General features: G+C 56.4%; 25 protein-coding genes and 1 tRNA gene. 9 read left to right on the plus strand and 17 right to left on the minus strand.

Translation table 11 applies throughout. From position 1 onward, the window contains the following. Window positions 1-78 precede the first annotated feature (78 nt). Entirely contained in the window at window positions 79-1029 is a 951-nt protein-coding gene (locus DXT77_RS09210; RefSeq protein WP_119427421.1) for a GlxA family transcriptional regulator, read from the minus strand. 213 nt (window positions 1030-1242) lie between these two features. Between DXT77_RS09210 and DXT77_RS09215 the strand changes: the two genes are divergently transcribed. Next, window positions 1243-1965 carry a pirin family protein gene (locus DXT77_RS09215; protein WP_119427422.1) on the plus strand — a complete coding sequence of 241 codons (723 nt, stop codon included), beginning with the start codon at window positions 1243-1245 and terminating at the stop codon, window positions 1963-1965. A 53-nt stretch (window positions 1966-2018) separates the two neighbouring features. Here DXT77_RS09215 and DXT77_RS09220 read toward each other — a convergent pair whose 3' ends face one another. Together DXT77_RS09220 and DXT77_RS09225 are read right to left on the minus strand one after the other, a co-directional pair. After that, complete coding sequence (locus DXT77_RS09220; protein WP_147406990.1) at window positions 2019-2813, minus strand: hypothetical protein; 795 nt, start codon at window positions 2811-2813, stop codon at window positions 2019-2021. Between the two features lie 157 nt (window positions 2814-2970). Next, a complete protein-coding gene (locus tag DXT77_RS09225) occupies window positions 2971-3864 on the minus strand; it encodes a LysR family transcriptional regulator (RefSeq protein ID WP_119427424.1) in 894 nt (297 codons plus the stop codon). A gap of 134 nt (window positions 3865-3998) precedes the next feature. Between DXT77_RS09225 and DXT77_RS09230 the strand changes: the two genes are divergently transcribed. From DXT77_RS09230 to DXT77_RS09240, 3 genes are all read left to right on the plus strand, one after another. Beyond that, the gene (locus DXT77_RS09230) at window positions 3999-4997 is read left to right on the plus strand and encodes an NAD(P)H-quinone oxidoreductase (RefSeq protein WP_119427425.1); all 999 of its coding nucleotides are present in this window, start codon (window positions 3999-4001) and stop codon (window positions 4995-4997) included. Window positions 4998-5109: 112 nt separating this feature from the next. Next, window positions 5110-6054 (plus strand): alpha/beta hydrolase, encoded by a 945-nt coding sequence (locus DXT77_RS09235; RefSeq protein ID WP_119427426.1) that lies wholly within the window; start codon window positions 5110-5112, stop codon window positions 6052-6054. 151 nt (window positions 6055-6205) lie between these two features. Continuing rightward, window positions 6206-6619, plus strand: a complete 414-nt coding sequence (locus DXT77_RS09240) for a VOC family protein (protein WP_119427427.1) — start codon at window positions 6206-6208, stop codon at window positions 6617-6619. Between the two features lie 56 nt (window positions 6620-6675). Here the strand turns inward: DXT77_RS09240 and DXT77_RS09245 are convergent, their stop codons facing one another. Beyond that, window positions 6676-7005 carry a hypothetical protein gene (locus DXT77_RS09245; protein WP_119427428.1) on the minus strand — a complete coding sequence of 110 codons (330 nt, stop codon included), beginning with the start codon at window positions 7003-7005 and terminating at the stop codon, window positions 6676-6678. Between the two features lie 229 nt (window positions 7006-7234). Here DXT77_RS09245 and DXT77_RS29710 point away from each other — a divergent pair, with 229 nt between their 5' ends. Next, entirely contained in the window at window positions 7235-7531 is a 297-nt protein-coding gene (locus DXT77_RS29710; protein ID WP_147406991.1) for a hypothetical protein, read from the plus strand. 198 nt (window positions 7532-7729) lie between these two features. Then, window positions 7730-8830, plus strand: a complete 1101-nt coding sequence (locus DXT77_RS09255; RefSeq protein ID WP_119427430.1) for an acyltransferase — start codon at window positions 7730-7732, stop codon at window positions 8828-8830. A gap of 120 nt (window positions 8831-8950) precedes the next feature. On the opposite strand, the gene DXT77_RS09260 is transcribed toward DXT77_RS09255, so the two are convergent. The 10 genes from DXT77_RS09260 to thrS form a co-directional block, all read right to left on the minus strand. Then, on the minus strand, window positions 8951-9301 hold the full coding sequence (locus tag DXT77_RS09260; protein ID WP_119427431.1) for a hypothetical protein: 351 nt from the start codon (window positions 9299-9301) through the stop codon (window positions 8951-8953). A gap of 258 nt (window positions 9302-9559) precedes the next feature. Next, window positions 9560-9636: transfer RNA gene (locus DXT77_RS09265), tRNA-Pro, on the minus strand. 89 nt (window positions 9637-9725) lie between these two features. Continuing rightward, window positions 9726-10082, minus strand: coding sequence for a MerR family transcriptional regulator (locus DXT77_RS09270; RefSeq protein ID WP_003179985.1), 357 nt, complete (start codon window positions 10080-10082; stop codon window positions 9726-9728). After that, window positions 10063-10365 (minus strand): integration host factor subunit alpha, encoded by a 303-nt coding sequence (gene ihfA, locus DXT77_RS09275; RefSeq protein WP_002553164.1) that lies wholly within the window; start codon window positions 10363-10365, stop codon window positions 10063-10065. The genes DXT77_RS09270 and ihfA overlap by 20 nt, the downstream gene beginning before the upstream one ends. A 3-nt stretch (window positions 10366-10368) precedes the next feature. Next, window positions 10369-12747 (minus strand): phenylalanine--tRNA ligase subunit beta, encoded by a 2379-nt coding sequence (gene pheT, locus DXT77_RS09280; protein ID WP_119427432.1) that lies wholly within the window; start codon window positions 12745-12747, stop codon window positions 10369-10371. Window positions 12748-12773: 26 nt separating this feature from the next. Continuing rightward, window positions 12774-13790 (minus strand): phenylalanine--tRNA ligase subunit alpha, encoded by a 1017-nt coding sequence (pheS, locus tag DXT77_RS09285; RefSeq protein WP_085712031.1) that lies wholly within the window; start codon window positions 13788-13790, stop codon window positions 12774-12776. A gap of 109 nt (window positions 13791-13899) precedes the next feature. Then, window positions 13900-14256, minus strand: a complete 357-nt coding sequence (rplT, locus tag DXT77_RS09290) for a 50S ribosomal protein L20 (RefSeq protein ID WP_007913489.1) — start codon at window positions 14254-14256, stop codon at window positions 13900-13902. 30 nt (window positions 14257-14286) lie between these two features. Beyond that, entirely contained in the window at window positions 14287-14481 is a 195-nt protein-coding gene (gene rpmI / locus DXT77_RS09295) for a 50S ribosomal protein L35 (RefSeq protein WP_002553160.1), read from the minus strand. Window positions 14482-14541: 60 nt separating this feature from the next. Further along, on the minus strand, window positions 14542-15093 hold the full coding sequence (gene infC, locus DXT77_RS09300) for a translation initiation factor IF-3 (protein WP_170929631.1): 552 nt from the start codon (window positions 15091-15093) through the stop codon (window positions 14542-14544). Then, window positions 15093-17015: a threonine--tRNA ligase gene (gene thrS, locus DXT77_RS09305; protein ID WP_065261420.1), complete on the minus strand. Its 1923-nt coding sequence runs from the start codon at window positions 17013-17015 to the stop codon at window positions 15093-15095. The genes infC and thrS overlap by 1 nt, the downstream gene beginning before the upstream one ends. 371 nt (window positions 17016-17386) lie before the next feature. On the opposite strand from thrS, the gene DXT77_RS09310 reads away from it, so the two are divergent. Both DXT77_RS09310 and DXT77_RS09315 read left to right on the plus strand, forming a co-directional pair. Further along, the gene (locus DXT77_RS09310) at window positions 17387-17686 is read left to right on the plus strand and encodes a hypothetical protein (protein ID WP_085712030.1); all 300 of its coding nucleotides are present in this window, start codon (window positions 17387-17389) and stop codon (window positions 17684-17686) included. Window positions 17687-17978: 292 nt separating this feature from the next. After that, entirely contained in the window at window positions 17979-18191 is a 213-nt protein-coding gene (locus DXT77_RS09315; RefSeq protein ID WP_003179963.1) for a cold-shock protein, read from the plus strand. A 73-nt stretch (window positions 18192-18264) separates the two neighbouring features. Here the strand turns inward: DXT77_RS09315 and DXT77_RS09320 are convergent, their stop codons facing one another. Both DXT77_RS09320 and DXT77_RS09325 read right to left on the minus strand, forming a co-directional pair. After that, on the minus strand, window positions 18265-18582 hold the full coding sequence (locus DXT77_RS09320) for an I78 family peptidase inhibitor (protein ID WP_119427433.1): 318 nt from the start codon (window positions 18580-18582) through the stop codon (window positions 18265-18267). 166 nt (window positions 18583-18748) lie between these two features. After that, entirely contained in the window at window positions 18749-19054 is a 306-nt protein-coding gene (locus DXT77_RS09325; protein WP_119427434.1) for a hypothetical protein, read from the minus strand. Window positions 19055-19185: 131 nt separating this feature from the next. Here DXT77_RS09325 and DXT77_RS09330 point away from each other — a divergent pair, with 131 nt between their 5' ends. Beyond that, entirely contained in the window at window positions 19186-19398 is a 213-nt protein-coding gene (locus DXT77_RS09330; protein ID WP_085712027.1) for a hypothetical protein, read from the plus strand. Window positions 19399-19434: 36 nt separating this feature from the next. Here the strand turns inward: DXT77_RS09330 and DXT77_RS09335 are convergent, their stop codons facing one another. Further along, window positions 19435-20463, minus strand: a complete 1029-nt coding sequence (locus DXT77_RS09335; RefSeq protein ID WP_085732500.1) for a nucleoside hydrolase — start codon at window positions 20461-20463, stop codon at window positions 19435-19437. Between the last annotated feature and the right edge of the window lie 11 nt (window positions 20464-20474).

Raw genomic sequence — 20474 nt, forward strand, 5'->3', positions numbered from 1 at the left:
GGCAGGCCTCGATGACGGTACAACCACCACACGGGGCCCGGCACGGACATCCGGATGCCCGTAACGGACAAAACCGCTCTAGCTGAACTGTTCGCGGTACTGGGCCGGGGTCAGCCCGAGTTTTTCGCCGAACAGAAAACGCATATGCCGCACGCTGCCGAAACCGCTTTTGTAGGCGACGGTCTTCAACGGCAGATCGCTGGTTTCCAGCAGATTGCGCGCGCAATCGATGCGTGCACTTTGCAGAAACTCCATGGGCGTCATGTTGACCTCGCGGGTGAACACCCGGGCGAAATGGCGAGCGCTCATGTTCGCAAGGCTTGCCATGCGTTCGATGGTGAAGCTTTCTTCAAGGTGTTCCAGAACGTGATTCTGTACCCGGGTGATGGGGGTTTCCTGGGGCGAAACTGCCGCCATCAACGGACTGAATTGCGCCTGTCCGCCCTGACGCTTCATCACCACCAGCAGCACTTTGGCCACGTCCTGAGCAAGCTTTTTGCCATGATCGCGGGCTACCACCGCCAGCGCCAGATCGATACCGGCGGTGACGCCGCCGGAGGTGATCAGGTTGCGATCCTCGACAAAAATCTGGTCGGTGGCGACATCTGCCTTGGGAAAGCCCTTGATCAGACGCTCTGTGTAATTCCAGTGGGTAGTGACGCGGTAGCCGTCGAGCAATCCGGCGTAACCCAGCACAAAAGCCCCCGTGCAAATCGAGCCGTAGCGCTCGGCACGACCCACCGCGCCTTGCAGCCAGGCCTGCAGCGGTGGACATTTTTCGTTGTAGGCCCCGGGGCCGCCCGGCACCAGCAGCAGGTCATAGCGATCGCCGGCTTCGTCGATATGCCGGTCGGTATGCACCTGCACACCGTTGGAGGCGCGAAGCGGCCCGCGTTCAGTCCCCAGGAGCGTCAGTTGATAGTGGTCTTCCGGCTTCAGGTATCGGTTGGCAACCGAAAACACTTCCAGCGGCCCGGCCATATCGAGCAGTAGAAACTCGGGAAACAACACCATTGCCACGGTTTTCATAAGCAGACATCACTGAAATCAATGAACAGTTATAAGTTGCCGCATTATGGCCAAGTACAGCGCAAACGTTGAAAAAGAATGCGTGAACTGGCGCACACAACTGTCAACCATGAAGGGACAGTGTTTCAGTTTTTACCTACTTATTGCACGCCAGAATAAACATTAACCTTCTCCTCACTCGGACGAATCAACGTCCTGAAAGGAGATTTCATCATGCTGACCCTTCGCAATGCTTCCGACCGTGGTCTGGCCAATCATGGCTGGTTGAAGTCGTTCCACACCTTTTCTTTCGCCAGTTATCGCGACCCGCGTGAGCAGGGTTTCTCCGACCTGCTGGTGATCAACGATGACCGCGTCGCCGCCGGCAAAGGCTTCGGCCAGCACCCGCACCGCGACATGGAGATTTTCTCCTATGTGCTCGACGGCGCGCTGGAACACAAGGACACCCTCGGTACCGGTTCGGTCATCCGCCCCGGTGACGTGCAACTGATGAGCGCCGGCAGTGGCGTGGCCCACAGCGAGTTCAACCATTCGGCGACCAAGCCTGTGCACTTCCTGCAGATCTGGATCGTGCCGGACGTGAGCGGCGCAAAACCGCGTTATCAACAGGAGCACTTCAGCGAACAGAAAAAACGCGGTCGCCTGCAACTGATCATCTCGCCCGAAGGCAGCCACGGCTCGCTCAAAGTTCGCCAGGATGCACGCGTGTATGCCGGACTGTTCGATGGCCAGGAAAGCGCCACACTCGAACTGCCTGCAAACCGCTATGCCTACGTGCACGTTGCTCGCGGCAGTGTTGAACTGAACGGCGTGCAGTTGAAGGAAGGCGACGGTGTTCGGGTTCGTGAAGAACAGGCGCTGACCCTGAGCAATGGCCAGGATGCCGAAGTACTGGTGTTTGATCTGCGGCCACAGGAGTTGCCGGAAATGCCATGAGGCAGTCTGGTTTTCATCGAGCACAAAAAACGGCCTTCGTTCAAGGCCGTTTTTCATTCTGCGGACAAGGTCGTCGAAACTGCCGGTACGGTATTTCCAGCCTCCTTCACTGACTGGACCATTGCCAGGGTGGTCTGCATCGTCACAAGCACATTTGACTGATTCGCGTAGTAGGAGCCTACAAGAATGGCAACCATTCCCAGAAAATGAACGGTAGTCGCCGCCCAGTAGTTCGCCTTGATTGTCGAGACCATTCTCATTGACTCGTCTAACCGCTCCATAGCCCGGTCCGAGCGAGCCGCCATGGACGCATAACGTGCATCACGCTCAAGGTGAGCCTTTTCTTGCTCCAGTCGGAGTTTCTCCTGTGACTTCTCGCGCTCCTGCCAGGCCTTTCTGGATTCTTCTTCTCTTTCCAGTCGAGCTTTTTCCCTCTCCTGACGAATCTCCTCCAGATGCCGCTCCCTGGCCAGACGCACTTTTTCCTGAGCCTTGTCTCGCTTCAGCCAATCGTCTTGCCGAACCTTCTCTTCCTTCAGCCAATCCTCTTGTCGAGCCTTCTCGTCCTTCCGCCAATCCTCTTGTCGAGCCTTCTCCTGCTCCAGCCGCACATTTTCCTGAATGCACTCCTGCTCGAGCCGTGCCCTGTCTCGCTCGGCCTGCTCGATGAGAAAACCATCGATTTTCGCGGACATCGATTCGATCCGTGCATCGATTCTGGTCTCGATGATTTCGATTCTGGCGCTGAATTCGTCTCTCGTTATGTAGTTCATAATTCCCGCACTGTCCGTTTGCCCGACCATGCCACCTGTTTGAAATTGGCTGAATTCCCTTGCAATCAACTCCACACCTCTGACGTTTATCAATACTTCCCTGAATTGATGACCCTGGAGTGCTTTGCCTGCTCGCCCAAGGTTTGAGAAACGATAGAACTCGGGCAAAAAACTGACAAGACAGCGGATTCTGGCGCGGATGTAGGCAATGTCGCCGGGGTACGTAGCCGTCCTACACGGTCTGAATGAGCTCTTCATTTTCCAGCGCAAACGCCTCGACAATCTGCTCGATCACCGCCCTCACCCGCGCCGTATGGCGCAAATCCGCATGGGTCACCAGCCACACCTCATAGGGAAGCAGTCGCGTGCGGTCCGGCCAGAGCCTGACCAGGCCATCGCGTTCTCCCATGTATATCGGAATTTCTCCTACACCGAGACCGGCCGCAATCGAGCGCCGTATCAACAGGCTCGAATTCAGGCTTGCGACAATACGCCCGCGACTCACCGGCTCGCCTGCCAGGGTGATCTCCTTGTTGCCTTGCAGGTACGGTTGGTAGACCACCAGATCGTGGCCCTCGAACGCGGTGCCTGGCGTTGGCACGCCATGGGCATCCACATAGGCCCGGGATGCGAACAACCCCACAGGCCAGCGCGCCAGGCGCCGGGCGATCAGGTCAGGTTTTTCCGGTCGGGCGTTGCGTACGGCAATGTCAGCCTCGCGCTTGGCCAGGTTAAGCATCTGCGTGGAGGCGTCCAGTTGCACACGCACGTCAGGGTGTTGCCCATGCAAGCGCGCGATGGCCGGGATCAGGAAGTCGATGGCCAGCGAATCGGTGGTGCTGACCCGCACGTTTCCGGTCAGGCGATCATCCAGGCCCTGGATCTGCCGCTCCAGCTCCAGCGCCGAATGCTCCATTTTCTCGACTGCCTTGAGGGCGGCTTCGCCCATTGCAGTCAAGGCATACCCCTCGGAAGTCCGCAGGAACAACGTGGCATTCAGCGACTTTTCCAGTGCCGCAATACGCCGCCCGACCGTGGCCTGGTCTACCCTCAATACTCGCGCGGCACCGCGTAATGTCGACTCGCGGCAGACCGCCAGAAACATCCGTGCATCATCCCAGTTCATGCTGTCCTCTCACGATGCAGAATCGCATCACCAGCAAGCAAAATCGCTGCATTTATGCAGCCAAGATAGCCGATATGCTGGTCGTCATGAACCTTTCACGGGGCCAAACGCCCCAAAGCACGACAGGAACCGACATGACTTTGCCCACTGAAATGACCCGCATCGAAATCACCGAGGCTGGTGCTCCCGACGTTCTGCAACCACGTCGTGTGCCGCTGCCGGTCGTCGCGCAGGGCGAGCTGCTGATCCGCGTGCACGCTGCCGGCATCAATCGGCCGGACGCCTTGCAACGCGCGGGCAAATACCCGATGAGACCCGGCATGAACCCGATTCCCGGCCTGGAAGTGGCTGGAGAAGTCGTGGCGCTGGGTGCGGGTGTCAGCACTTTTGCCGTGGGCGACAGGGTTTGCGCGCTGACCAATGGTGGTGGTTATGCCGAATACTGCACCGTTCCGGCGGGCCAGACTCTGCCGATTCCGGACGGGGTCGACTGGGTTCAGGCCGCGGCGATCCCCGAAACCTTTTTCACGGTATGGGCCAACCTGTTCGGTCTCGGTGGTGCCAGCCGTGGCCAACGTGTGTTGATTCACGGTGGCACCAGTGGCATCGGAACTACCGCACTGATGCTGTGCCGAGAGTTCGGCATCGAAGCCTTCGCCACCGCCGGCAGTGCCGACAAATGTGAGGCTATCCGTGCATTGGGCGGTGAGCCGATCAACTATCGCGAGCAGGATTTCGCTGCCGTGATCGCCGAGAAAACCAACGGCCAGGGCGTCAATGTGATCCTCGACATCATGGGCGGCTCGTATCTGAATGCCAACCTCAGCGCCCTGGCAATGGATGGCCGCGTGGTGATGTTGGGTTTCCTCGGCGGTGCCCGTGCCAACGATGTCGACCTGCTGACCATTCTCGGCAAACGGGCCGTGGTCACCGGTTCCTTGTTGCGCGCACGTACATCTGCGGAAAAGGCTGCCATCGCCGATCAATTACGCGAGCATGTCTGGCCGGTATTGGCCGCCGGGCGTTGCCTGCCGATCATCGACAAGGTTTACCCGCTCACCGACGTGGCCCGGGCCCACGCACACATGGAGGCGGGCGATCACATCGGCAAAATCGTGCTGGACGTGGCATGAATCACAGCATCGTTTTGTAAAGATTGCTGGCGGGCGACGGTCGAAATTGTCACGCGGGAATCAAGGCATCTGGTAAAAAGCCTTCTTTGTCCGTGCTGTGGTGAAACCGTCCATGTTCCTTGCCTTCATGACCCGACTCCGACGCCGTCGACTGGCGTTCGCTTGCATGGCCGCCCTGATCATCGGCCTGCCGACGAGTTGCGCCGTACTGGAGCACACCGAACGCAAACTGCTGTTTCGCATCGAACCGGGCACAGCCGGCTGGTATCACGGCTTGCCCGGCAGCGTTCAGGAACTGGATCTGAAGCCCAAAAGCTTCAAGGCCGGGCAGAACATTCATGCCTGGTGGTGGCCGGCGGAACGGGCCAATGCCCCCGCCATCCTTTACCTGCATGGCGTACGCTGGAATCTGACCGGGCAACTGTTCCGTATCGAACAGCTGCGCGCGGCGGGTTATTCGGTACTGGCCATCGATTACCGTGGTTTTGGCCAGAGTCATGGTGACTTGCCGTCAGAAAGCACTGTTTATGAGGATGCACGGGTAGCCTGGGAACGCTTCCAGCAACTTCAACCCGACCCCGGCAAACGCCTGATCTATGGTCATTCCCTCGGTGGTGCCGTCGCCATCGACCTCGCCGCCGAACTGGGCCGGGACGCCGCCAGAAACCATACGCCGCTGCCGGTCCGGGGCCTGGTGATCGAGTCCACCTTCACTTCACTGGCCGACGTCGCTGCGGCGGTGGCCAACACGTCCCTGCCCGTCCGCTGGTTGTTGTCGCAGAGGTTCGACTCCATCGACAAGATTGCCGACATCCATATGCCGTTGCTGGTGGTGCACGGTCTGGCCGATGCGTTTGTGCCGTCACGCTTCAGCGAGCAACTGTTCGCGGCCGCCAGCCAACCCAAGCGATTGCTGTTGGTGCCCGGCGGGACGCACAACAACAGCATGGCATTGGGCGGACAAAACTATCGCAAGGCGATAGATGCCTTGATGCAAACCAAGCCTGCCGCACGCGTCGCAGGCGCAACGTTGTTGCAAGGCGCGCGCGACTCCTGAAGACAGAGACCATTGGTCATCCCGATGTAAATAATTACCACACTGACTGGCATTCCTTCGATCCAAGGCTTTGCTGGATGGAGTCAATCCATGACGCAGCCTCGGCACACCCGGCCGCGCTGCGTTTCACTGCCCGTTCGGGAGCACTACCATGAAAATCAACCCGTACCTGATCTTCAACGGCGACTGTCGTGCCGCCTTCACGTTTTACGAACAATGCCTTCAAGGCAAGCTCGAGGCGATGATGACGTTCGGCGAAACGCCTGCCGCCGAGCACGTGCCGAAAGAGCACCACAACCTGATCATTCATACCTGCCTGAAGGTGGGTGACCAGATGATCATGGCTTCAGACACTACGCCCGACCGCCCGACCCAAGGCATGAGCGGTTGCTCTGTTTCCCTGAACGTCGACACCGTCGCCGAAGCTGAAAGAGTCTTCAATGCCTTGGCCAAGGACGGTCGGGTGGACATGCCACTGGAGGCCACGTTCTGGGCCGCGCGTTTCGGCATGCTGGTGGATCGTTTTGGCGTGTCGTGGATGGTCAATTGCGAAAGCGACAAGTGAAGCAGCCGTTGCACCAGACATGAAAAAGCCCGACCTCTTCAGGTCGGGCTTTTTGTTTATCGCTGAGCCAGTTCATGTCTCACGCACTGTTCATAGTAGGTCTGCTTGACGGCTGCGGGCTTGAGACGCGAGGTACTGTTATAGGTTTGCTCCGTGATGCCCATCGCGGTCATGCGCATCCACGGCTGCTGAAACTTGCGCACCTGCAAGCGCTTGCGGGCGCCATAAAGGGAAATCCCCGACAGCTTCGATTGCTGCGCGCCGGCCGCGATGTCCGAACCCCAGGTACAAGCAAAACGATGGCTCTTGCTCAGTTCCCTCGCTTGAGCACCCAGTGCGAAGAGAGTCAGGGAAAGCGTTGCAACGGTGATGACAGTCGTCCGCATAGGGCCAGCCTAACCTTTTGAAAAAAGGCGATTTTGACTATGAATTCACGTGACGAGGGCCAGCAATTTGCCGCCTTTCGTCAGATTTGGCCTAAAGCTTCAAGACGGTGCAATCCCTTTGCAGCATTTGTGAGCTACCTTGTCATCGCGGATTCGACAAAGGTGAACCCGCCGCTAGCTGCAGTATCGAATAATAATATTTCTGAACAGCCACCGTGGAGACAGCAGGATGCCGTCACAAGTTAAAAAAACCTGGAACACCTTGACCGTCCCTGAAATTGTCGTCGCTCAATCGAATGCCCCCGATGCCCAGCCCTTGGTTGCGCCAGTCCATGCGCAAAGACATGAGATGGTTTTGAAAGGTCGCCTGGCAAGGCAAAGACGTTTCGAAGTCGAAGCACTGTTCAATCGGCTCAAGGAAACAGAGCGCAGAGTCAAACTTCTTGAGAAAACCCTTCAAGAAATCAGGCCTCATTTCTTTGACGATCATCCTGTATCGAAAAGGATCGAGTCCGTCCTGGACTGAGCAACTGTTGCGCGCTCCCGGAGAAGGCTCTCCCTCTCCTGTCGACTCAGTCTGACGACGGAAGACCGAAGCCTCCCTGGTGCACTAATGCCGGGCATTACGCTGCCAAGGCCTGCGATAATCGCTGCTCCTCACTCATTCAAAAATCGCATGGTTCAGGTACAATCGCTGTTTGCCTGACAAAAGATTGAGTGCACAGTGAACCCCACGCATCAGAAAACTAAAGACCGCATCGTATTTTTAGATTACATGCGGATATTTGCGTTTATCAGCGTACTTGTCGGCCACAAACTTTACGACAAGCTTGAGTTCATATCCCAGAACCAAAGCCTGCACATCACCCTACGATACTTCGCCGAGGCACTCTTACCGCTTTGCTATGGTGGCGCGGCAGGTGTAATTGTTTTTTTCCTGACATCGGGATACATCATTACCCATGTCTTGCAGAACGAAACAACCAGCGAGTTTATGGTAAAGCGGATATTCAGAATTTATCCCCTGTATATCTTCGCGGTCATTGTGGAAACATTGCTTGCCAGAATCGTTGATGGCGTCGCACTACCTGGAATCGGCACTCTGATACCCAGATTGTTACTGATGGGTGATTTCTTCGGCACACCACTTGCCCTGACAGGCGTTGAATGGACGCTCAGGGTCGAGGTTTGCTTCTATTTCTACATGGCACTGCTGCGACATTTCGCAATTCTGGAGAAGCCCAAAACGGCTGTGGCGGCTTTCTTTACGACTGCCATGGTCATGTTTCTTGCCCCCCCATTCCCTGTGACCACCGAGTTCTCCCATGGGTACCTGAGTACCTACGGCGTGTTCCTTCTTGTTGGTGCTTGCTTCTACTTGTATGAAATGAACAAAGACATACGAAACCTATGTGTCTTTGCGAGCTTATCCATGCTCGTACTGTTCTTCTTCATGATCTCCAAAAATCATCCTGCCTGGATGAACAGCAACTATGGCATTTTTGCTCTCGTGATCTTTGGCGTCGGCTGGGTGCTGAGAGACCGCATGCAGTACGGCCCGATCATCGGCATTGCATCCAATCTCACTTATGCCATTTACCTGTTCCATAAGTGGATGTGGGACTACATACAAATAGTCGTCGCAAAGATTGGAATCGTGGCCGTACCCCAAAGCCTGCAAATATTCACGATACTTGTGATCATGTGCTATCTGCTCCATATCAGCGTCGAGAAATACGGGCTTGAGCTCGGAAAGAAAACACTGAAACTGGTTCGCTCCAGAAAGACTCCTGTGGAAAAAGCCCTGGCGGATTCGACGAATTAATCCGTAAGACCAAGCCAGACTTACTGACTGGGCCAGTCACATGAACGTGGGGGCCCAATCGAGCTGGTTCATGGGCTCAGACAGGGCAAAGTATTGATTCGAGCACTTCGCTGCTGGGCACTACTTCGTTATGACCATGCCTTTGCAGAGGCTTTCCAGCAAGTTTTCCCCACCGGGAGAGTTGAAAAACTCGACCGAACTCTTCACCTCCGATGCATACATTGGCTTATCCGCAACCTCTCGAATGTGATTGGTCATGGGCTCAGTCAAATTGCCTTTTTCTTGTTCCAGAAACCTTTCCAGAGAAATGCCGGCATCCGGGTGTTTTTTTGCGCATGCCTGCGTGGTTGCAACAGCCAGGACAGCGGTCTGATGCTCTTGGAGAGCAACGCTGGTGGCATGAGCTGCAAGGGAGTACACCGAGGCAATGATCGCGATGGCAATGCCGTTGCGGGCTTTTCGTAGAAACATTTCCAACTCCAGGTTTCGAGTATTTGGCGTGCAAGCCAAGACCGAACACTATCGGCCGAACTCGATGAATCCTTGAGTGAACGCTAACAATCGACACTGGGCAGCAAATCAAAAATCACATCGCCCCCGGTATCAGCAACCGATTCGCGAGGACCGGCGCTGACCATCTTGAGGAGAAAAACGGGATAAACTCCCGCAAAAGTCCCTACGCATGAAAAAGCCCAACTCGCTAAAGTTGGGCTTTTTCATTGAATTATATGGTCGGGACGGAGTGATTCGAACACTCGACCCCTAGCACCCCATGCTAGTGCGCTACCGGACTGCGCTACGCCCCGACTAGGCGTGAAACTCGCCCCTCATCTCGAGGAGCGCTCAAGAATATATCGCAAGCTTTTGAAAACTGGAAGTATTTAAAAGCAGGAAATTATTTCTTGAGAACCACCAGAACATCTTCGAGCTCGGCGATCATCTGGCGGATCATTTGCTTGTATTGGGTTGTATCGTCTTTGGCCTCATCACCGGACAGGCGCAGACGCGCGCCACCGATAGTGAAACCCTGATCGTAAAGGAGCGCGCGGATCTGCCGGATCATCAGCACATCCTGGCGCTGATAATACCGGCGGTTTCCGCGGCGTTTGACGGGGTTGAGCTGAGGAAACTCCTGCTCCCAGTAGCGCAGCACGTGCGGTTTTACCGCACACAGCTCGCTGACTTCACCAATGGTGAAGTAGCGCTTGCCCGGGATGACGGGTAGTTCGTCGTTATGACTTGGTTCCAGCATAAGCCTCAACTCGGGCCTTCAACTTCTGCCCTGGACGAAAGGTGACCACACGGCGAGCCGTGATCGGGATTTCTTCCCCCGTTTTCGGGTTGCGGCCAGGCCGCTGGCGTTTGTCCCGAAGGTCGAAATTGCCGAAACCCGACAATTTGACCTGCTCGTTGTCTTCAAGAGCGTGCCTGATTTCCTCGAAAAACAGTTCGACCAATTCCTTGGCTTCCCGCTTGTTCAGGCCCAGCTCTTCATACAGACGTTCCGCCATCTCAGCTTTCGTCAAAGCCCCCATACGTCACTTCCTTAACGTGGCGTTCAACCTTTGTTCGAGCGAGGTGAGGATATTTTGCGTCGTCGAATTCACCTCATCGTCATTAAGAGTGCGCGATGGATGCTGCCAGGTCAAGCCGACTGCAAGGCTTTTTCTATCAGGATCAATACCTTTACCCTGATACACGTCAAATAGCCTGAGGTCTGTCAGCCATTCGCCTGCATTTTCACGGATTACGTCCAGTACAGCCGAGGCTGCAACGTCTTTGTGCGCAATCAGTGCCAGGTCACGACGCACTTCAGGAAAGCGCGACAACTCGTGGAATTTAGGCATTTTGCCCAACGCTACTTCAGCCAGAACCAGCTCGAAAACGAAGACCGGACGGTCGAGACCCAAGGATTTCGACAATTCAGGGTGAATCGCACCGATAAAGCCGACTTCACGCCCTTCACGCTCGATGCGTGCGGTTTGCCCCGGATGCAGCGCAGGATGCTTGCCCGGTGCGAAGGTGAACTGATCCAGTGCGCCGGCGAATCCCAGTACTGCCTCAACGTCAGCCTTGACGTCAAAGAAGTCGACGGTATCGCGACCTTGCGCCCAGCCTTCCGGCAGGCGGCCACCGCAGACAACACCGGCCAGCATCGGCTCTTGCTTCAGGCCTTCCAGCTGACCGACGAAGCGCAGACCGCTCTCGAACAGACGAACGCGATCCTGCTGACGATTCAGGTTGTGCTGCAGCGCCTTGACCAGACCTGGCCACAGCGACGAACGCATGGCAGCCATGTCATTGGAGATCGGGTTCGCCAGCAGCAGCGGCTCGACACCTGGATTGAACAGTTCGAATTGCTTTGGATCGATGAAGCTGTAAGTGATCGCTTCTTGATAACCGCGAGCGACCAACAGACGACGCAGCTCCGGCAGATCGCTCCGCGCTTCAGCCTTGGCTTGCGGCGCCAAACGAGCTTGAGGGTAACGAACCGGCAGACGGTTGTAACCGTACAGACGTGCCAACTCTTCGATCAGATCGACTTCCAGGCTGATATCGAAGCGATGGCTTGGCACTTCTACGCGCCACTGCCCTGCTCCCTCGGCGGAAACTTTCAGGCCCAAAGCGTTGAGCAGACGCTCGACTTCGGCCGAATCCATTTCCATGCCCAGCATCTGGGTGATGCGCTGAGCGCGCAGAGTGATCGGCGCGATCGACGGCAAGTGCTGCTCGCTGACGGTCTCGATGATCGGGCCGGCTTCGCCACCGGTGATTTCCAGCAGCAGGCCGGTGGCGCGCTCCATGGCTTCACGGGCCAGTTGCCAGTCCACGCCACGCTCATAGCGGTGCGAAGCATCAGTGTGCAGACCATAGGAACGAGCCTTGCCCGCCACAGCGATCTGGTCGAAGAATGCACTTTCAAGGAACACGTCGCGAGTGGTCGCGGATACACCACTGTGCTCGCCACCCATCACGCCGGCAATGGCCAGAGCGCGAGTGTGGTCGGCGATCACCAGCGTATCGCTACGCAGGCTGACTTCCTGGCCGTCGAGCAGAACGAGTTTCTCGCCCTCTTCCGCCATGCGCACACGAATGCCGCCGTTGATTTCAGCGAGGTCGAAAGCGTGCAGCGGTTGGCCCAGCTCAAGCATCACGTAGTTGGTGATATCGACAGCGGCGTCGATGCTGCGCACTTCAGCGCGACGCAGGCGCTCAACCATCCACAGCGGCGTAGGCTTGGACAGGTCAACGTTGCGGATGACACGACCCAGGTAACGCGGGCATGCAGCAGGCGCCAGCACCTCAACCGAACGCACTTCGTCGTGCACCGCAGGAACAGTCATCACCACCGGACGAGTGACCGGAGCGTCGTACAACGCACCCACTTCACGAGCCAGACCGGCCAGGGACAGGCAGTCGCCGCGGTTCGGGGTCAGGTCGACCTCGATGCTGGCGTCTTCCAGATCCAGATAAACACGGAAATCTTCGCCCACCGGCGCATCGGCCGGCAGCTCCATCAGACCGTCATTGCCTTCACCGACCTGCAGCTCGGATTGCGAGCACAGCATGCCGTTGGACTCGACGCCACGCAGCTTGGCCTTCTTGATCTTGAAGTCGCCCGGCAGCTCGGCACCGATCATGGCGAACGGAATCTTCAGGCCCGGACGCACATTTGGCGCACCGCACACGACCTGGAAGGTTTCCGCACCATTGCTCACCTGGCACACACGCAACTTGTCGGCGTCAGGGTGTTGCTCGGTACTCAGAACCTCGCCCACCACTACACCACTGAATGCACCGGCGGCCGGCGTAACGCTATCGACCTCAAGACCGGCCATCGACAGACGAGCGACCAGCTCGTCGCGATTTACCTGCGGGCTGACCCAGCCACGCAGCCATTGTTCACTGAATTTCATCCTGCTCTCCTAAGAATTCGTTACGACTAGCGAAATTGCGCGAGGAACCGCAAGTCGTTGTCGAAGAACAGACGCAAGTCGTTCACGCCGTAACGCAGCATGGCCAGACGCTCGACGCCCATGCCGAAGGCAAAGCCCGAGAACTCTTCCGGATCGATGCCGGACATGCGCAGCACATTCGGGTGAACCATGCCGCAGCCCATCACTTCCAGCCAGCCCGTCTGCTTGCAGACACGGCAGCCTTTACCGCTGCACATCACGCATTCCATGTCGACTTCAGCGGATGGCTCGGTGAACGGGAAGTAGGAAGGACGGAAACGTACCGCCAGTTCTTTTTCGAAGAACACCCGCAGGAACTCTTCAATAGTCCCTTTCAGGTCGGCGAAGTTGATGTCGCGATCGACCAGCAGGCCTTCGACCTGATGGAACATCGGCGAGTGAGTGATATCGGAGTCGCTGCGATACACACGGCCTGGACAGACGATGCGGATCGGCGGCTGCTGCGATTCCATGGTGCGGACCTGTACCGGCGAGGTATGGGTGCGCAACAGCATGTTCGCATTGAAATAGAAGGTGTCGTGCATCGACCGGGCCGGGTGATGGCCTGGGATGTTGAGCGCCTCGAAGTTGTGATAATCGTCTTCGACCTCAGGGCCTTCGGCAATGCCGTAGCCGATGCGGGTGAAGAACTGCTCGATACGTTCCAGAGTCCGGGTTACCGGATGCAGACCACCGGAGGTCTGGCCACGGCCCGGCAGGGTTACGTCAATGGATTCGGCGGACAGTTTGGCAGCCAGTTCGGCCTCTTCAAACAGAGCCATGCGCGCATTGAGAACGCCTGTGACACGTTCCTTGGCAACGTTGATCAGGGCGCCAACTTGTGGACGCTCCTCTGCCGGCAAATTCCCCAGGGTCTTCATCACCTGAGTCAATTCACCCTTTTTGCCAAGGTATTGAACCCGGATTTGCTCCAGGGCATTGATATCTTCAGCGCTTTGCACAGCCTCTAGTGCTTGAGAGACCAGCGCATCCAGGTTTTCCATGTACAGACTCCAGATACAAAATAGGGGAAGAGCTTGAAGGCTCTTCCCCTATTTATGACGTTTACCACCTGACCCCACAGAGGTGAGGCCGGGTGACTGTCGGGGGTACTTAAGCCAAGGTGGCTTTAGCTTTCTCGACAATCGCGGCAAACACCGCTTTTTCGTTCACTGCCAGATCAGCCAGAACCTTACGGTCGATCTCGATGGACGCTTTTTTCAGGCCAGCGATGAAACGGCTGTAGGACAGACCGTTAACACGAGCACCGGCGTTGATACGAGCGATCCACAGAGCGCGGAACTGACGTTTTTTCTGACGACGGTCACGGTAGGCGTATTGGCCTGCCTTGATTACCGCTTGCTTGGCAACACGGAATACGCGCGAGCGAGCGCCGTAGTAGCCTTTAGCAAGTTTCAGAATTTTTTTGTGACGTTTACGGGCAATGACGCCACGCTTTACACGAGCCATGAGTTACTTCCTCTATTCTTGATCCAAAAATTAACGAAGGCGCAGCATGCGCTCGACTTTTGCCACGTCAGACGGATGCAGCAAGCTGCTACCGCGCAGTTGACGCTTACGCTTGGTCGACATTTTGGTCAGGATGTGGCTCTTGAAAGCGTGCTTGTGCTTGATACCGTTAGCAGTTTTCAGAAACCGCTTAGCAGCACCACTTTTGGTTTTCATCTTTGGCATGTTCGGATACTCCGCATTCAGTTGATAAACATAATCAGAAGGCCTGCCGTGCCCTGTTGATTACTTCTTCTTTTTCGGGGCGATGACCATGATCAGCTGGCGTCCTTCCATCTTAGGATGCTGTTCGACCGAACCGTACTCGAGCAGGTCTTGTTCAACCCGCTTGAGGAGTTCCATCCCCAGCTCCTGGTGGGCCATCTCACGGCCGCGGAATCGCAAGGATACCTTGGCCCTGTCCCCGTCACTCAGGAAACGTACCAGGTTGCGCAGTTTTACCTGGTAATCCCCTTCCTCCGTCCCTGGACGAAACTTGATTTCTTTTACCTGAATCTGCTTCTGGTTCTTCTTCGCCGCAGCAATCTGCTTCTTCTTTTCGAAGATCGATTTGCCGTAGTCCATCACACGGCAAACCGGTGGGACTGCGTCTGCAGAGATTTCTACCAGATCAAGCTTTGCTTCTTCAGCGATACGAAGCGCTTCATCAATCGAGACGATGCCAATCTGCTCGCCGTCAGCGCCAATTAACCGAACCTCGCGTGCCGAGATATTCTCGTTGATCGGGGCTTTCGGTGCAGTTCGTTTATCTTGTCTCATTTCACGCTTAATAATAATTACTCCGAATCTGGGCGACCACGCCGGGAAACCGCTTGCGCGAGAAACTCAGCGAACTGGGCGACGGGCATCGAGCCCAGGTCAGCACCTTCACGAGTACGCACAGCGACAGTCTGCATCTCGACTTCCTTATCCCCAATAACCAAGAGATATGGAACCTTGAGCAAAGTATGCTCGCGGATTTTAAAGCCGATCTTTTCATTTCTCAAGTCAGACTTGGCACGAAACCCGCTTTCGTTGAGAGTTTTTTCGACCTGAGCAACAAAATCTGCCTGTTTATCAGTGATATTCATGATCACTGCCTGGGTTGGCGCCAGCCACGCAGGGAATGCACCTTCGTAGTGCTCGATCAGAATCCCGACGAAACGCTCGAACGAACCGAGAATCGCACGGTGCAACATGACCGGATGCTTGCGGCTGTTGTCTTCGGAGACGTATTCGGCACCGAGACGCACTGGCAGGTTGAAATCGAGCTGCAAAGTACCACATTGCCACACGCGACCGAGGCAATCTTTCAGCGAGAATTCAATCTTCGGACCATAGAATGCGCCCTCACCCGGCTGCAGATCGTACGGAAGGCCCGCGCTATCAAGGGCTGCGGCCAACGCCGCTTCAGCGCGATCCCACAGCTCGTCGGAACCAACGCGTTTTTCCGGACGAGTGGACAGTTTCATCTCGACATCGGTGAAGCCGAAGTCGCGGTAAACATCCATGGTCAGCTTGATGAACGCAGCGGATTCGGCCTGCATCTGCTCTTCGGTGCAGAAAATGTGGGCGTCGTCCTGAGTGAATGCACGCACGCGCATGATGCCGTGCAGCGCACCAGACGGCTCGTTACGGTGGCAGGCACCGAACTCGGCCAGACGCATCGGCAGCTCGCGGTAGCTCTTCAGACCCTGATTGAACACTTGCACGTGGCAAGGGCAGTTCATCGGCTTGATCGCGTAGTCGCGGCTTTCCGACTCGGTGGTGAACATGTTGTCGGCGTAGTTGGCCCAGTGCCCGGACTTTTCCCACAGGCTACGGTCAACGACTTGCGGCGTCTTGATCTCGAGATAGCCGTTGTCACGCTGCACCTTGCGCATGTACTGCTCGAGTACCTGGTACAGAGTCCAGCCGTTCGGGTGCCAGAACACCATGCCCGGTGCTTCTTCCTGGGTGTGGAACAGGCCCAGACGCTTGCCGATCTTGCGGTGATCGCGCTTTTCAGCTTCTTCGATTCGCTGGATGTACGCTGCCAGCTGCTTCTTGTCAGCCCATGCGGTGCCATAAACGCGCTGCAGTTGCTCGTTCTTGGCATCACCGCGCCAGTAAGCGCCGGACAGCTTGGTCAACTTGAAGGATTTCAGGAAGCGAGTGTTCGGCACGTGCGGACCGCGGCACATGTCGACGTATTCTTCGTGATAGTACAGGCCCATGGCCTGCTCGTTCGGCATGTCCTCGACCAGACGCAGCTTGTAGTCTTCGCCGCGAGCCTTGAACACTTCGATCACTTCGGCGCGCGGAGTGACTTTCTTGATGACGTCGTATTCGGTATCGATCAGCTGCTGCATGCGCTGTTCGATGGCGGCCATATCTTCCGGAGTGAAAGGACGCTCGAAGGCGATGTCGTAATAGAAGCCTTCGTCAATGACCGGACCGATGACCATTTTGGCCGTCGGGTACAACTGCTTGACCGCGTGGCCAACCAGGTGGGCGCAAGAGTGGCGAATGATCTCCAGCCCCTCTTCATCCTTTGGCGTGATGATTTGCAGCGTTGCGTCGCTGTCGATGATGTCGCTGGCGTCGACCAGCTTGCCGTTCACCTTGCCGGCCAGGGTGGCCTTGGCCAGGCCTGCACCGATGGATGCGGCGACCTCGGCTACGGAAACCGGGTGATCGAATGAACGTTGACTGCCGTCGGGAAGAGTAATAGTTGGCATGGCGCCTCCTCTCCTAGTGGTGACCCCTACCAAAGGTCACGTGGGTTGGGATGAGCCAGTACAAGATCCGATCCAGGCCATTCAATGACGAACGCCTGCCTTACAGCGGCAGGAGCCTTGCGGCCAACCGGAAAACCGAACCAGAGTGACTGGGATTCAAATCAGAATATTCGCACGTCGCCGCTGCCGTGACTGTAGGTCATCCGGAGCCTGCGAACGCCCGAGTCGGCCATGCTAGCACAGATGAACGGTCACACACGCACTCTGGTTTTACCGGCAGGCAAATCGTCTGTTTTGTGCCAGAGTGATGAACTTGATCGGCCACTCAGCCATCAGATAACAAGACATCGACCCACAAGGAGCATCCTCGCATGCGTCTGAACACCCTATTCGCCGCAGTCGTCCCTTTAGTTCTGCTGTTGCCGCTGAGCGCGCAGGCTGCCTGGCCGAAAGGCGTCAAAGAGCAATACATGAACGACTGCACAAAAGCGGCCAGCCAAAGCGTCAACCCGACCGTAGCCAAACAACACTGCACCTGTGGAGCTGATGTCCTGGAGAAGAAATTCACCACCCAGGAAATCTCTCAGCTGATGGACAAGAACACCCCGCCGAGCGGTGAGCTGGGTCAGCGCGCGCTGAAGGAAATCTCGGTTTGCCGAGTGCAGAAATAGACCCTGTCGAGCGGATTTACGGGCATTCAGCGAGCAAAAAACGGCCAGAATGCCCCTGAATCCGATATTTTATGCAGGTTTTATAGCTTTTTTTACACCCCGTCGAATTGGCTGAAAGCCTCTGAAACCGGGGGTTACAGACATTCAAACTGTCGAAGCGTCTGCAATATGAAAGCAAACAGCACGTCCGGGGGGCTACCAAAGCGAACATTTCGACTATGATACCCCGGTGTGCCCAGTTGGCCTGAGCAGCACAGTACTACTGAAAATATATGTTTCTTGGAGATACACCATGTCTAATCGCCAAACCGGCACCGTTAAATGGTTCAACGATGAAAAAGGCTTCGGCTTCATCACTCCTCAAGGTGGCGGTGACGACCTGTTCGTACACTTCAAAGCTATCGAATCCGACGGTTTCAAAAGCCTGAAAGAAGGCCAGACCGTTTCCTTCGTGGCTGAGAAAGGCCAAAAGGGTATGCAAGCTGCACAAGTTCGCCCAGAGTAATTTCCCGGCGCACTAAAAAAACCCCGTCCATGTGACGGGGTTTTTTTATGCGCGTGACAAAAGTCTGTACAACTCAGCCACAGCTGGCCCGAGTGACCACCAGATTGTTGTCGGTATTGAGGTTCAGCCGATCAGACCGGTACTCAAGGGTGATCATGTCGTCAGGCTTGAGGAATCGGGCATTCTGCGCGCCGGCCTTTTTGCGCGCCTGCTCCAGCAATTCCGGCGAAGCCTTTTTGCCGACGGCGAACTCTGCAGCGGTTGCCTCGCAACGACTGTGACCGGTTTCGGTTGCCATGGGATCCTTCTGCGACTCGCTGGAGGTTGTGTTGCAGCCAGCCAGCATGGCAACTGCCATCAGAGTACCCAGTGACGCGAGCTTCCAAGGCATGAAGCCTCCTTTTTTCAATAGTTGAGCGAACATCGTGCGACCGCCAATACAGCGTTTGGTTTCATGACCTGCGCCACTCCCCTGCCCCACGATCAGAAAAACGGCGAGTTTGCCTCAGCAACGCCCGATCCTTCTTCATACAATCGTCACTGAATATGACCAGTGCTCAGTAGACATCAATGTAGTCAAAGGGCGGATTCGGCCAGTTGTCCTTGAGTGCATTGAAGATCTGCATCACCCAGACCTCGTCACTGGCCGCCACATTGCCCACATACCCCGAGCCCTTGGCCCAGGTCTCCAGGCGAAACGACAAGCCTTCGATATCCTGGCCACCGGTGACACCCGAAGAGATATACGCAATGCCGCCCTTGGTCACGCGTAACTGGGTGTGCTCATCGTCACTGGCCGAAGCCAGCATCAGACGCACGGCGTCCAGCGTCAGGCCGCCGGGGGAATTCAAATCGATCTGCACAGCTCAGGTCCTTGGTCATTTCGAAGACAACCAAGTGTCGCATAGCCCTGCGCTCATGCCTAAGTCGCAGTGCCAAACACCGGACAAAATGGTTAACTCAAGACTCCAGTCCAGAACCTTCCGAGCCCATCATGACGACCGTAAGCATCTCAGCCGACATCAAGGCCCACTGGCCACAAGGCCATAGTTCTTACAGTCCGGGCAGCCCGGAGGAATTGGCCTTGATCAGCATCGACCTGCTGGTCAAGACACTGGGAACACAAGCCGCGCAATCATTTATTGCCCAGCTGTTCGAGAAGTATCCGGATGACTTCAAAGGCACATCGGACATCGAAAAAGAATAAAAAAGGCCCGCCGGCTGGCACCTGCGGGCCTGTTACTTACTTCAGGCGCTTCAAGCGTTCGGTCAACAGATCGAAGAAGCCCTGAGCATCACCATTTTCCACCCAGAAGGCATTTTTCGGGGCTTTCAGGCCGTCATACCAGTCGACGATGGTCTGCCCGAAGGTCGGACCTTCACGGCTATCAACCACCACGTTCACCGAACGGCCGGTGAACAGTTCCGGCTTGAGCAGGTAAGCCACGACCGTGGCGTCATGCACCGGACCACCCGGAATGCCGTAGTGCTCCATATCGCCCTTGATGTACTCGTTGAGGATATCGCCAACAATCTTGCTCGCATTGTTGTTCAGCGCCGCGATCTGCTTCAGGCGTGCATCGCTGGTGAGAATCTTGTGGGTTACATCCAGCGGCAGGTAAGTCAGTTTCACGCCGCTCTTGAGCACGACTTCAGCCGCTTGCGGATCGGCGTACAGGTTGAATTCGGCCACCGGTGTGATGTTGCCACCGTTGAAGTGCGCGCCACCCATGATGACCACTTCCTTGATGCCCTGAACGATCTCCGGCTCCTGGATCAGTGCCAGTGCCAGGTTGGTTTGCGGCCCAAGCATGGCAATGGTGATGCTGTGCGGCTTGGCTTTTTTCAGGGTATCGATCAGGTAGTTGACCGCATTGCCTTCAGCCAGGCCTTTTTTCGGCTCATGCACGGTGACACCCGACAGGCCTTCCTTGCCATGGATGTTCTCGGCGTAGATCGGTGTACGCATCAACGGTTTCGGTGCGCCGGCGTAGACCGGCACCTCTTCGCGCCCTGCCCACTCACGGGCCAGTCGCGCGTTGCGAGAGGTCTTGTCGAGACGCACGTTGCCAGCCACGGTGGTCAGCGCGCGAATATTCAGTTCCTCCGGCGATGCCAGAGCAAACAACAGGGCCACCACATCATCGGCACCCGGATCGGTATCGATGATCAGATCGATCTTTTCCGCCGCCTGGGCGCCGGTCGCGGTTATCACGGACAAAAGCAGCAGGCTCCGGATCAGTTGGTGAATTTTTTGAGCATAGCGGTGCATGGCGCATTCCT

It is taken from the genome of Pseudomonas sp. 91RF, from assembly GCF_003576265.1.
Classification (GTDB): domain Bacteria; phylum Pseudomonadota; class Gammaproteobacteria; order Pseudomonadales; family Pseudomonadaceae; genus Aquipseudomonas; species Aquipseudomonas kribbensis.